Annotated in this window: 13 protein-coding genes, 1 pseudogene and 1 riboswitch; of the genes and pseudogenes, 8 read left to right on the plus strand and 6 right to left on the minus strand. The window is 42.9% G+C overall.

All coding sequences use genetic code 11. The features are described 5' to 3' along the window. The coding region (locus tag BU200_RS06070) for an IS3 family transposase (protein ID WP_142237004.1) at positions 1-242 on the plus strand (242 nt) is incomplete at its 5' end. A gap of 69 nt (positions 243-311) precedes the next feature. Here BU200_RS06070 and BU200_RS06075 read toward each other — a convergent pair. Genes BU200_RS06075 through BU200_RS06085 form a run of 3 tightly spaced genes read right to left on the minus strand, consistent with a single transcriptional unit; the run spans position 312 to position 3398 of the window. Next, positions 312-614 carry a DUF1827 family protein gene (locus BU200_RS06075; protein WP_075099325.1) on the minus strand — a complete coding sequence of 101 codons (303 nt, stop codon included), beginning with the start codon at positions 612-614 and terminating at the stop codon, positions 312-314. A 60-nt stretch (positions 615-674) separates the two neighbouring features. Beyond that, positions 675-1127 carry an NUDIX hydrolase gene (locus BU200_RS06080; RefSeq protein ID WP_075099326.1) on the minus strand — a complete coding sequence of 151 codons (453 nt, stop codon included), beginning with the start codon at positions 1125-1127 and terminating at the stop codon, positions 675-677. Positions 1128-1184: 57 nt separating this feature from the next. Continuing rightward, on the minus strand, positions 1185-3398 hold the full coding sequence (locus BU200_RS06085; protein WP_075099327.1) for an ATP-dependent Clp protease ATP-binding subunit: 2214 nt from the start codon (positions 3396-3398) through the stop codon (positions 1185-1187). Between the two features lie 371 nt (positions 3399-3769). Here BU200_RS06085 and BU200_RS06090 point away from each other — a divergent pair, with 371 nt between their 5' ends. The 7 genes and pseudogenes from BU200_RS06090 (at position 3770) to BU200_RS06120 (ending at position 9783) form a co-directional block, all read left to right on the plus strand. Then, on the plus strand, positions 3770-4000 hold the full coding sequence (locus BU200_RS06090; protein ID WP_075099328.1) for a DUF1797 family protein: 231 nt from the start codon (positions 3770-3772) through the stop codon (positions 3998-4000). 412 nt (positions 4001-4412) lie between these two features. After that, positions 4413-5102, plus strand: a complete 690-nt coding sequence (locus BU200_RS06095) for an amino acid ABC transporter permease (protein WP_075099329.1) — start codon at positions 4413-4415, stop codon at positions 5100-5102. Further along, on the plus strand, positions 5095-5829 hold the full coding sequence (locus BU200_RS06100; RefSeq protein ID WP_075099330.1) for an amino acid ABC transporter ATP-binding protein: 735 nt from the start codon (positions 5095-5097) through the stop codon (positions 5827-5829). The genes BU200_RS06095 and BU200_RS06100 overlap by 8 nt, the downstream gene beginning before the upstream one ends. 215 nt (positions 5830-6044) lie before the next feature. Further along, positions 6045-6902 carry a bifunctional methylenetetrahydrofolate dehydrogenase/methenyltetrahydrofolate cyclohydrolase gene (locus BU200_RS06105; protein WP_075099331.1) on the plus strand — a complete coding sequence of 286 codons (858 nt, stop codon included), beginning with the start codon at positions 6045-6047 and terminating at the stop codon, positions 6900-6902. Positions 6903-7545: 643 nt separating this feature from the next. After that, positions 7546-8088 carry a tRNA (cytidine(34)-2'-O)-methyltransferase gene (locus tag BU200_RS06110; RefSeq protein ID WP_075099332.1) on the plus strand — a complete coding sequence of 181 codons (543 nt, stop codon included), beginning with the start codon at positions 7546-7548 and terminating at the stop codon, positions 8086-8088. 238 nt (positions 8089-8326) lie between these two features. Next, positions 8327-8439, plus strand: a riboswitch (FMN riboswitch). A gap of 104 nt (positions 8440-8543) precedes the next feature. Next, positions 8544-9110 (plus strand): annotated as a pseudogene (locus tag BU200_RS06115) (ECF transporter S component); the annotation flags it as partial. Positions 9111-9132: 22 nt separating this feature from the next. Then, a complete protein-coding gene (locus BU200_RS06120) occupies positions 9133-9783 on the plus strand; it encodes a phosphatase PAP2 family protein (RefSeq protein ID WP_075099334.1) in 651 nt (216 codons plus the stop codon). A 167-nt stretch (positions 9784-9950) separates the two neighbouring features. Here BU200_RS06120 and BU200_RS06125 read toward each other — a convergent pair whose 3' ends face one another. From BU200_RS06125 to BU200_RS06135, 3 genes are all read right to left on the minus strand, one after another. Further along, positions 9951-11780: an acyltransferase family protein gene (locus BU200_RS06125; RefSeq protein ID WP_075099335.1), complete on the minus strand. Its 1830-nt coding sequence runs from the start codon at positions 11778-11780 to the stop codon at positions 9951-9953. Then, positions 11770-12198: an MORN repeat-containing protein gene (locus BU200_RS06130; protein WP_089503552.1), complete on the minus strand. Its 429-nt coding sequence runs from the start codon at positions 12196-12198 to the stop codon at positions 11770-11772. Before BU200_RS06130 ends, BU200_RS06125 begins: the two co-directional genes overlap by 11 nt. Positions 12199-12276: 78 nt before the next feature. Continuing rightward, entirely contained in the window at positions 12277-12696 is a 420-nt protein-coding gene (locus BU200_RS06135; protein WP_075099336.1) for a low molecular weight protein-tyrosine-phosphatase, read from the minus strand. Positions 12697-12908 lie beyond the last annotated feature (212 nt).

Below are 12908 nucleotides of genomic sequence, written 5' to 3' on the forward strand. Positions count from 1 at the left end.
ATTTTACAACACAGGCTGGCATCACTCTATCCATGTCACGAGTTGGGAAATGTATCGACAATGCACCAATTGAAAGTTTCTTTGGGCATTTCAAGACAGAGTCTTATCATCTCAAGAAATACAAGACCTATGAGGAGCTAGTCGCAGATGTGGAAAGCTATATCCAGTTTTACAATACACAACGTTATCAAACTAAATTAAACAACCTGACCCCTTGGGAATTCAGGAATCAGGTTGCTTAATATCTTTTATTATTTGACTGTCTACTTGACAGGGAGCAGTTCAGGTTGTATCCATTGAAAGTTTTTATTTTATTTCACAATCGGAATTGACATCTCAATCAAGCGGTCGGTATGAATGGTTTGGATACCTGCTTGATCAATAATCTTTGTATCGATTTTGCGCTTGAGGAAGAAGTCGCGAATCTGTTCGAGCTCTACCAGTTGAACAGCGCGGTACTTGTTGCTAATCAAGAGTTCATAGTGAAGGGGTGCCTGCGTAAAAATAACATCTGTATTCCCTGCGGAGTAGGTCTCCACCAGAAAGGCATCTGTATTTGCTAGTTGGTTTTGCACGAGCTGTGCTTGACTGTTTGTCGTGTTGATGATCTTCATGCTTGACCTCCAATCATTCTTTGCATTTATTATAGCACTCTTAGGGGGATTTGACTAGCCTTAATCATACTGATGGGCTAACTTCCATTGCTCAATGCCCCACTTGTGGCTTCCACGTTTGAGCTTATCAATTGCAGTATCGATATCAAACCACGCTAGGTGGTTGAAGTCTTCAAGAGGCTGCCCTATTTCTTGATAGTCGGTGACTTCATAGATATAGGCAGGATTGTAGTAGTAGGTATCACGGTGGCGTGAGTAGAAATATTCATCTGCCTGCCCGTAATAGGTACCAATCTTTGCTGTAAAACCAAGTTCTTCTATCAATTCACGCTCGAGAGCGGTCAAATGATTTTCGCCAGCCTCGATTTCTCCTCCCGGGAGAAACCACGCACCGTTGGGGGCCTGCACTAGAATGATGCGCTCTTTTTGTGGATCAGGAATGACGGCGTAGACGCCGTAGCGATTCTGGTAGGTCACTCCTGCTTCTTTTTTACCAAATGTTGCCTGTGTCATTGTCTTCCTCAAGGATGATTTTTTATCATTATAGCATAAATATAGGAAAAAGAAAGCCTATTTTGCCTTTATCGAAATAGTTCCTTTGCTGCTTAGGACAGCACGTAGCTTCTTTTCCTCTGGGTGTTCCAGATAGAAGTCGGTCAATGGATCCTCAATATACTCTTGAATGGTTCTGCGCAACGGACGAGCTCCCATTTTAGGATCGTAGCCTAGGTCAACTAATTTTTCCTTGACCTTATCTGTTACATGCAGTGAAAGGCCGGTTGTTTCCAAGCGCTTGTTGACGTCAAGGAGCATGAGTTCCACAATATGGAGCAGGTTTTCCTTGCTGAGGGCATGAAATTCAATAATACCATCAAAGCGGTTCATAAATTCCGGGCTGAAGAAGTTGCTCAGCTGACCGAGGACAGACTGCGTGCGTCCTTCTAAGGCAGCACCGAAGCCAACGCTAGCTTCCACCTTACCGCTTCCAGCATTTGAGGTCATGATGATAATGGTATCTTTGAAGCTGACAGTGCGTCCTTGTCCGTCTGTCAGACGGCCGTCGTCAAGGACTTGGAGGAACATGTGCATGACATCAGGATGAGCCTTTTCAATCTCATCAAGCAGAATCAGCGAGTAGGGATTGCGGCGAACCTTTTCTGTCAATTGACCAGCTTCCTCGTAGCCTACATAGCCTGGAGGCGCTCCGACTAATTTTGCGACTGCGTGTTTTTCCATATACTCGGACATATCAAAGCGAATCATGCTGTCAGCAGAGCCAAAGAGTTCGATAGCCAACTGTTTTGATAGCTCGGTTTTCCCGACCCCTGTTGGTCCAACAAAGAGGAAACTTCCGATTGGACGGTTGGGTGCGCCGAGTCCCACTCGATTGCGGCGAATGGCTTTGGCAATCTTATCAACGGCATCATCTTGGCCGATGACATGGGCTTTTAGGTCACTAGCTAGGTTAATCAGTTGTGACTGCTCTTTTTCTTTTAAATCACCGACAGGAATATTGGTTTTTTGCTCGATAATCGCTTCGATTTCTTTTTCTGTAATGACAGGAATATCTTCCTCGCTAATCGTTGCCTTTTGCATTTCCTTGTATTTGGCAATTTGGTCGCGGTAGTAGGCAGCTTTTTCAAAATCCTCATCCCGAGTGGCTTGGGTCTTGCGATTTTCGGCATCAATCAAGCGTTGGTCAATTTCTTTAGGATCGACAAAATTCAGGGTCAAGTTCATCTTAGAGCCAGCTTCATCAAGCAAATCAATGGCCTTGTCTGGCAAGAAGCGGTCTTGAATGTAGCGGTTTGAGAGAATTGCTGCTGCTTCAATGGCTTCGTCGGTGTATTTGACATGGTGATAATCTTGGTATTTGCTCTGGATTCCCTTGAGGATAGTGATGGTTTCCTCGACACTTGGTTCATCAACCTTGACAGGCTGCATGCGACGCTCCAAGGCTGCATCTTTTTCGATGATACGGTACTCGTTGAGCGTGGTAGCACCGACCAGCTGCATTTCACCACGAGCGAGGGCAGGTTTCAAGATATTGCCTGCGTCCATGTTGCCATCTCCAGCAGAGCCAGCGCCGACAATCTCGTGAATTTCATCAATGAAGAGAATAATCTCCTTGCGATTGCGGATTTCTTCCATCAGTTTCTGCATGCGCTCTTCAAATTGTCCGCGGATACCGGTTCCCTGAACCAGACTGACAACATCAAGGCGAATGACCTCCCGACCTTGGAGTTTTTGTGGGACATCACCATCCACGATTTTTTGGGCGAGGCCTTCAACAACGGCTGTTTTTCCGACCCCTGGCTCACCGATAAGGACAGGGTTATTCTTGGTTCTACGGTTGAGAATTTCGATAACGCGCTTAATTTCCTCGTCACGGCCAATCACAGGATCAATATCCCCACGGCGGGCAATTTCAGTCACGTTAATTCCAAATTCCTCCAGCAATCCCTTGGGTTGTTGTGGCGGAGGCGTAGTACCACCATTATTGCCCCGATTGCCACCACCCGCTTGGGTAGGAGGTGTTTGGTTACGCGCCTTTCCAGCAGGTGTATGCCCAGGAATCCCTCCGATATTATTGAAAAATTCACTGAATGGATCCATATTGTTGGGATTTGCTAGGTCTCCCAATCCTTTTAAAATAGCATTGTTAGGATCTGTTTTCATGATTTGGTAACAGTTGTGACAGAGGTCCACCTGTTGTTGTTTTCCGTTCAGATTTGTATAGAGATGAATGGTTGCGTCGTTGATATTACAATTATGGCAAAGCATGGGCAATCCCTCTTTCTATCGAAATGTCTTCCTTTTCTTTCTTAACAATCAAAGAATAGCCTGACTATTGAATCCACAGGATACGAATAGTCAATAAAGGTCAGATATAAGTTTATTATAACAAGATTTAGCTAAATTGCAAGAATCTGCTACCTAAATTGAAAAGAAATCAGAACCTGTTGCAGACCAATGACTGGCAAGGCAAGCGACTGTTTATCCCGTTTCCTTGAAAAGCGGAAAGCCTAAGGGGTAGGCTTTAAGTTTTTGTAGGGTAGTAGATTGGTATAAAGCAAGAAGAAAATGGATAAATCAAGACTTTTTACAGGAAATATGGTAGAATACGTTTATAATAAAAAATTAGGAGAAGTGATATGGAATCACATTTAGTGCGAATTATTAACCGTTTGGAAGCTATGGCTACGGATGGTGGAACCTTAAAACGTAATTTTGAGCGTGACGGCGTTGTCGTTGCAGAGGTTGCGTACAGCTTTGATGAGGAAAATGGTTCTGTCTTTACGCTTCGTGATGTTCAAGCGCGTGAGACATACACCTTTGATAGCATTGACTTGATTGCAATGGAAATCTACGAATTACTGTATTAATTCTTACAGAAACCCTGTATCATAGCTCATACTCCCTTCAAGATTAGTATCTGTGCTAGTCGCTGTTCGTGTTTTCAAGAGATGCACACTGGACTTTTTGCTCAGCCTCTAGGAGATAAGGATCGTCAAGTTCATCTCATCAAAAACGCCAGTAGTTGAAATAGTGGCTAGCCGATCAAGTGTTAGATAAGAAAAGGAACTCCTTTTCTTAGGCATGATAAGGGGAGTGAGTGACGTCAGATTCTGGTTTTTGACGAGTATGAAAACAGTCTAAGTACCTGCTGTGATACAGTTGTTAAGACGGAAAAGCACCTCGGTGCTTTTTTTCTGGATTGAATATTTAATCGAAATATTGTATTTTTATTCAAAAGTGGTATAATAAGAAACAGATAGTTTGAAAAGAGGTAAACAAATGGATTTCTCATTCCTTCCCAAGTACTGGGACTATTTTAATTATGGAGCGATTGTAACGCTGATGATAGCAGCCTTGGTTGTATTCTTCGGTAGCATCTTAGGGATTATTTTAGCCTTTGCTCAACGGAGCAAATTCCGCCCCCTAGCTTGGCTGGCCAATATCTATGTCTGGATCTTCCGTGGAACACCTATGGTAGTACAGATCATGATTGCCTTTGCGGTCATGAATATCACGGCACCGACCTTTGAGTTGGGGATTCTATCCGTGGACTTGTCTCGCTTGCTACCCGGGATTATCGTGATTTCAATGAATAGTGGTGCCTATGTATCGGAAACAGTGAGGGCAGGGATCAACGCTGTACCTAAGGGACAGTTAGAGGCAGCGTATTCTTTGGGGATTCGCCCCTTTGAAGCCATGAAATCCGTCATCATGCCTCAGGCAGTCAAAAATATCTTACCAGCCTTGGGAAATGAGTTTGTGACGATTTTAAAAGATAGCTCCCTCTTGTCAACGATCGGTGTCATTGAGCTATGGAATAGTGCGACGACCGTTGCAGCAACGACCTACTTGACCTTGACGCCGCTCCTGTTTGCGGCAGCTTATTATTTGGTGATGACGAGTATCTTGACCCTAGCGATTCAGGCATTTGAGAAACGGTTAAACAAAGGAGGACAGCTAGATGCGTGAGACCATTATTTCGATACAAAATCTTCATAAGTCATTCGGTAAAAATGAGGTCTTAAAGGGGATTGACCTTGAGATTGAAAAGGGACAGGTGGTCGTGATTATTGGACCATCTGGTAGTGGAAAATCAACCTTCTTGCGAACCATGAACCTGCTAGAGGTACCAACCAAGGGAACAGTGATCTTTGAAGGTGTTGACATTACTGACAAGTCCAATGACATTTTCAAAATGCGGGAAAAAATGGGAATGGTCTTTCAACAATTTAATCTTTTTCCCAATATGTCCGTTTTGGAGAATATCACCCTGTCACCGATAAAGACCAAGGGATTGACCAAGGCTGATGCAGAGAAAAAAGCCTATGATTTGTTGGAAAAGGTGGGCTTGCCAGATAAGGCACAAGCCTATCCTCAGAGCTTATCAGGTGGTCAGCAGCAGCGGATTGCCATTGCGCGTGGTCTTGCCATGGACCCAGATGTTTTGCTCTTTGATGAGCCGACTTCTGCCCTTGATCCAGAAATGGTTGGAGAAGTGCTAGGCGTCATGCAAGACCTGGCTAAGTCAGGGATGACCATGGTTATTGTGACCCATGAAATGGGCTTTGCGCGGGAGGTGGCTGACCGCGTTATCTTCATGGATGGTGGAGTTGTCGTAGAAGACGGAACACCGCAACAAGTCTTTGAAGAAACCAAGGAAGAGCGAACCAAGGATTTCTTGTCTAAAGTATTATAAAAGGAAAGAGTGAGGAAAAACTCGCAACTTGCAAGAGTTGGTTTTTCCTCACTCTTTATATTTTAATTCTGGACTGGATAAGTCCATCACCTGAGCGTTGCATTTCTACTTCTCGCAGTTGCTTAGGACAAAACTTGCTCTTTAATCAGTCTAACAAAGTGTTAGGAACAGAGATAAAATTTTGGTATAATGGAAAAAACGTAAAGGAGACGACGATGATACGATTGGACGGAAAAGCTTTAGCAGCAAAAATGCAGGGACAGTTAGCTGAAAAAACAGCGGCGTTAAAGGAAAAGACAGGTGTGGAGCCGGGGCTTGTTGTGATTTTGGTAGGAGATAATCCTGCTAGTCAAGTCTATGTCCGCAATAAGGAACGTTCAGCTCTAGCAGCTGGATTTCGCAGCGAGGTTGTGCGTCTGCCTGAGACAACGAGCCAAGAGGAGCTTTTGGCGGTGATTGAGCGCTATAATCAGAATGCGGACTGGCATGGAATTTTAGTTCAACTTCCTTTACCAGAACATATAGATGAAGAGGTCGTTCTCCTTGCAATTGATCCAGATAAGGATGTAGATGGTTTTCATCCTATGAATATGGGGCAATTCTGGAGTGGCCATCCTGTCATGATCCCTTCAACCCCTGCGGGGATTATGGAACTCTTGCGTGAATATGGTATTAAGCCTGAGGGCAAGAAAGCTCTTGTCATTGGTCGGAGCAATATTGTCGGCAAGCCCATGGCTCAACTCTTGTTAGATGCCAATGCGACCGTCACCATTGCTCATTCACGGACAGAGAATCTTCCCACCCTCGCTCGAGAAGCAGATATTTTAGTTGTGGCTATTGGTCGCGGTCATTTTGTGACCAAGGATTTCGTCAAGGAAGGAGCAGTAGTCATTGATGTTGGGATGAACCGTGATGAGAATGGCAAGCTGATTGGCGATGTCGCCTTTGAGGAGGTAAAAGAAATCGCCAGCCACCTCACACCTGTTCCTGGCGGTGTAGGTCCTATGACCATCACCATGCTCATGGAGCAGACCTACCAAGCCTGCAAGAGATTCCTTGCTAGCAGTAAATGATACAAATCAGCCCTAAGACATGATGTTAGAAAAACTCACTTAGAGCCTACTACTATCAATCCTAAATAGTTTTCACCATCTTTGAAAACCAACCAGCCCAAGTGACGAGCTGGTTGGTTTTTTATGTTGGGGAAATAATCTCTCCTACTCAATAAATAGCCATAAGCTGTAATCAATTAAAACTGGGACAACTATGTCCTTTTTACATCTTCATTGTCCTAATGCAATCCTTTAAGATTTTGACAAAGTATCCCTGTGATTTTTGAAGGGCATTAGATAAACCTACAAAAAAAGCACCGAATCGGTGCACACCCCTTACGAGGTTGAATACGGACGAAGCCTTATTTTAACATGCTGTGCTGTTTCAGTTAAATTCCAACCGTTATGAGAAGAAGCGTGAAAAAAATTAGGGATTTTCAATACTATTGCTTGACGCACCTAGCGACTTGCGTTATAATGGTAATAAGATTTTCATTGATTTAAATCAAACCTGTTGTGATTTAAGTGAATGAAATCATCATTCACCATGCTGTTTGCTGAGCTTGACTCCGGGCAGTGTGGCTATTTTTTTGCAGTGAGATGAGTTAACGAAGTAATAAAAGTAAACTGAGCGACTATATCTGAAAGAATATGAGGAAAGCTGATGAATATTGAAGAATTATCCTATCAGGAAGTGCAGTCCCGCAATCATGTGGTCTTATTTGAGCCACAGATTCCGCAGAATACAGGCAATATCGCCCGTACTTGCGCAGCGACCAATAGTCCCCTTCATATTATCAAACCGATGGGCTTTCCCATCGATGATCGTAAGATGAAGCGGGCTGGTCTAGATTATTGGGACAAGTTGGACGTTCGCTTTTATGATAGTTTGGACGATTTTATGGAACAGGTTGGAGAAGCTAGGGTTCATCTGATTTCCAAGTTTGCAGAAAAGACCTATTCTGATGAAGTCTATGATGATGGGAATCACCACTACTTTATCTTTGGACGTGAGGATAAGGGGCTGCCAGAGGATTTTATGCGAAAGCACCCTGAAAAGGCGCTTCGGATTCCTATGAATGATGAGCATGTCCGGAGCCTTAATGTTTCCAATGCTGTCTGTATGGTTGTGTACGAGGCCTTACGCCAGCAAGCATTTTCAGGATTAGACATGGTCTATCAGTATGAGACTGATAAACTAAAATAGATTTTTTTTAGGAAGAAGCACTTCTTGGAAATCGATACAAATGCTTGTTAACAAAAGTTCAAAAGCGGGTATTGGGGCTTGCATCAGCAAGTCTTTTTTGGTATCATATAGGATATTAGTGGAGAGATTCACTAATGATACTCAATAAGGATTCACTTCCGATCTTGTTGACGGACTTTGATGTAGCTTGCTTCTATCGGTAGGTTTGTTAGCTTGTGGATGTTGGTGTTTAGAGAGTATAAGTCTTCGGGGCAGGGTGCAATTCCCTACCGGCGGTGATAGTCCGCGAGCGCAAGCTGATGTGGTGCAATTCCACAACCGACAGTATAGTCTGGATGGGAGAAGACGGAGAACGGTTGATTTTCGACTTAAATATAGATGCATATCCGCTATATCGTATATGGAAAGTGCGCGATGAAATCGATTTCCCACTTCTCTAATTTGTTAAAAATTGGAGGAAGAAGATGACAAATACACGTAAAATGGCTTTGATTGCCATTCTCTCTGCAGTTTCCTTTCTGCTTATGTACCTGAAATTTCCCTTGATTCCGTCAGCGAGTTTCTTGGAAATTGATTTTTCGATTATTCCTATTTTAATCGGAATGTTGGTCCTAGACCTAGGGTCAGCCTTTAGCATTCTCTTGATACGGACAGTTCTCAAGTTTTTATTCAATAATAATGGTCCGTCAACAGTGATTGGCTTGCCGATGAACATTGCAGCTCTTGCAGTCTTTATGGTTGCTCTATATGTGATGTGGAGTAAGAAGCAGACATTAAAACACTACCTAATCGCTTCTAGTGTGGGTACCTTAGGCTTGACACTGGCAATGCTCGTCTTAAACTATGTCTATGCTATCCCTGTCTATGCAGCTTTTGCTAACTTTGATATTAGGCAGATTTTAGGGGTGAGCAACTACCTATTTGCTATGGTCTTGCCCTTTAATCTCCTACAAGGCGTGATTTTCTCGATTCTATTTTATTTAGTGTATCGCGCAGGTCAGCCGATTTTACGGAAACTGTAAAAAATTAGATGATCTTTCTTGTATGAAAAACAGACAACTTTATTTTCGAAATGCTTCTTTTGCAGCCCTCTTTTTTGTAATTCTGGGATATGTAGTGAAATTCTATCCTCAGCAATTAGTGGGGTTTGATAGCAGTATTCAAGAAACACTGCGTGGGAATTTTCCTGCGCTTGCAACCTTGTTTTGGACTAGGATCACTTTACTTGGAAATGTGAGTGTTCTCTTGCCGATATGTTTGGCAGCTGCATTTTTTTGCTACCAGAAGCAGTGGAAGATTGAAAGCTATTTTATCATCATTGGTTTTGCGGTGATGGGAGGCCTATCAACAGCCCTGAAATATGTCTACCAACGCCCAAGACCGACTATCGAATGGCTGGTTGATACAAGCAGCTATTCCTTTCCAAGTTGGCATGCAGCTTCTACCTTGATGATGGCAGGTGTGATGATTATTTTGATCCAGCAGCACCTGAAACAGGTGATTGTGAAGCGCCTTGCACAGCTAGGCTTGCTTGTCCTTGCCATCTTGGTCGGAATTTCCCGCGTTTATGTCGGGGTTCATTATCCAACGGATATTATCGGTGGTTGGTTACTAGCAACCACTCTCTTATACTTCCTTTTCCCATTTTATGACCAAGTGCGGTTTCGGTGGAGATTTCAAGGAAAACAAAAATAGAAAAGTCTGGACGACAATTGTCTGACGATACAACCGAAAAACGAACCAAGATTAGACTTCCCTTTCGGATAATCAATCTTGGTTCGTTTTATTTGTTCTAGCTAGTGTTGCTTTGAGTTTTTTAGGAACTTTCTAGCTTAACCGCCCCTTTTCTGTATAATGTTGTCTCATTCACTAAGCCCGACATTTTTGACGGGTTGTTTTTCTGCTTGTTCGAGTGCGGTTTTGATGGTTTGTGCAAAGAGTTTTGCACCTTCAACGGTGGTTTCGTGATTGCTACCGTAGTGAATGTTGTCTGTTCCAGCCCAAATTTGGGGATTATTTTTGGAAACGGTATTCCAATCAGCAATGGTAATGAAATCATACTTTTTCGCTAATTCACGGGTATAGTTCGCATATTTTTCAGCAACGGGGTCGCTATATTGAGCGGAGTTTCCATCATAAGGAGTGACGAGAATTAGGTGATGCCCATTCGGAAGAATCGAAATGATTTTCTCAAGCTCTTCCTCATAATTATAGATAATATTTACTCCTGTGGCAATGACTACATCTTTCATGAGTGCATGATTATCAATGTTATTTTGGAGTATTTCTCTTGCTTGGGCAACATTTCGACTTCCTTGAGCATCTATAAAGGCGTCTGGGAAGAAGGCATTTAGTTGCTCTGTTGAGCGTAAGGTAACAGAGTCACCGATAATGGTCAATCCCTCGGTCACTTCAAAAGAGGAAGCCTTTCCTCTTTGGGCGAGTTGCTGGGTTTGCCCCATACGGTTGCTGGATTGATACAAACTATTGATCAGTGATTCACGCTCAAAATTTCCTAAAGGAGGTGCAAAGAGGCTAACTCCAATTGTAAGAAGAAGCAGGCTAGTCGCACTGGTCCAAATCCATTTTTTGTAGGGACTTAGGTCGAATTCGAGATTTAAGAACCGTGCCTTTTTTCCAGCCAGATAAGGCTCGATCAGATAAAAGGAAAGTGTTGCGAACAGGATGGAGAAGATCAGCGTGACCAGCACAGCTAGTCCACGGCTGAGCAACTGGGAAAAGATGGTATAGAAAGGCCAGTGGAAGAGATAGATACCGTAGGAAATATTGGAGAAAAAGAGGAGAATAGCAGGTTCTTTAATCGTTTCTGTCTTTTCATGTAAGATACGGGCAGCATAAATCATAAGGGCTGTTGCTAAACTTGAAAGGAGAAAGCCAATGAGATACGTCCAGATACTGTCAAATTTTGCGAAAAAAAGGAGCAGTAGTTCGACAAGCAGACCCCCTGCCATGACGGATAATGTCTGTTTTAGATTCCATTTGGCAATTGCCCGTTCAAATGGTCGTGTCAGGATTTTCAGCCCTGTTAAACTAGCTAATACACTTCCTAGGAAGAAAGGGAAGATATGGGTCCATGTTGCAAAGTAGATGGTCGAGAAGCTGCTGACAAAGAAGCTTGAAATAAACATGGCAAGAAAACTGATGAGGAACAGGACGCTAGAGGTGAGGAAAATCATTCCGCGGAGCTGTCCGCTTGTTTTTGCCAGTCGTGCAATCCCCCAGATAATCAGCGCCCAGAGGAGATAGAAATGAACTTCAAGGGCGAGGCTCCAAGTATGGAGGAACAGGTGGGGAGTGAATTGGTTTTCATAGGAAGCCCCTGCTAGGAGTTCAAAGAAGTTGGTCATGAAGCCTAGAGCAGCCATCAATTGACGTCCAATCCCAGCGATAAAGTCATTGCGAACCAGCAGAGCAAGCGGTGTTGTAATGAGCAGTGTTAGGACAACTGGTGGGAAAATCCGATAGAAGCGCCGTTTGAAAAATCGTTTGAAATCAATGGATTGATGGTTGGCGTATTCATCTAAAAACAAGGCGGTTGTTAGATAGCCAGACAGGGTGAAAAAGAGATCAACCCCGACAAAGCCACCAGGGAAAAAGGAGATATAGAAGTGATAAAGTAGAACAAAGACCATCCCTAGCACTCGTATTGTTGAAAACCATTTAATTCTCATATTGATAAATTCCTTGTTTGAATGTTCCTTCGTAGACAACCTTTGCTTCGGTGGTTAATTTTCCCTCACCATCAGCAATCCCATTTTTAAATTCTCCCTCATAGGTCCAACCACTAGCAGAGCGAAAGGTTCCCTTACCGTTAAAGATACCATTGGTAAATTGTCCGTCGTATGTATCCCCATTTTCAAAGGTTAAGGTTCCTTTGCCAGACATTTTGTTGGCAACGACGATACCATGGTAAGTGATTTTCCCATTATCTAGGCTTAGTGTTTGCTTGCTTGGAGTGCGCCCGAGAAAGACGGATAAGGCACAAAGGATCATCAGAGCGACACAGGCTTTTTCAATCCTAGGCCGTGTGAGGTAGGTGTTGAGATTTTTTAAATCAATTGTTTGCAGATGATGCATCAGCTTGTTCATAGCGATTCTCTTTTCTAGTAGTGCTTTTATTCTACCATTTTTGGGGGTAGTGATAAAGATAGTTGCCTCAATCCATGCTTACAAAAGACGATCTTTCCAGGTTAGGCAACCAGCAGTTACCATACGATAGGTTTCTTCGAAATCTCCTGTATACCAAGGATCTGGCACGCTTTTTTCAGCAAAGGGATAGATCTTATCATGTAGCTTAGCCGGAAGCATCTTCTTCAAGTCGGCAATATTTTGGCTGTCCATACCAATGATATAGTCATATTCCTCTGCCATATCTAGGCTAATCTGCCTAGAATATTTATGAGAATCGTAGGGGATCTGATAGTGCTGTAATATCTGTTGCGTACCCTTGTGAATCGGATTGCCATGCTCCCACGATGATGTCGCCCGACTTTCTATGATAAGCTGGTCTGTTAGTCCTTTCATGACAAATTCAGCCATCGGACTGCGGCAAATATTTCCAAGACAGACAAAAACGACCTTTTTCATTAGTTTCTCCTTATTGGGCAATCAAAATAACATATCCAGCTTTTACACTTGAGAAAGGTGAAAGCTAGTCTTCTTTTCTATTATATCCTATTTTACCCTAAAATGTCTTTCTTATTTTATGTGAATGTTGAAACTTTTCTAATAAAAGCTCAAATGCTTGCAATTTTTATCGTCTTTATTTATAATGATTATAAATAAGAGAAAGAAGGTAA

This window comes from Streptococcus acidominimus (assembly GCF_001921825.1).
GTDB classification, from domain to species: Bacteria; Bacillota; Bacilli; order Lactobacillales; family Streptococcaceae; genus Streptococcus; species Streptococcus acidominimus.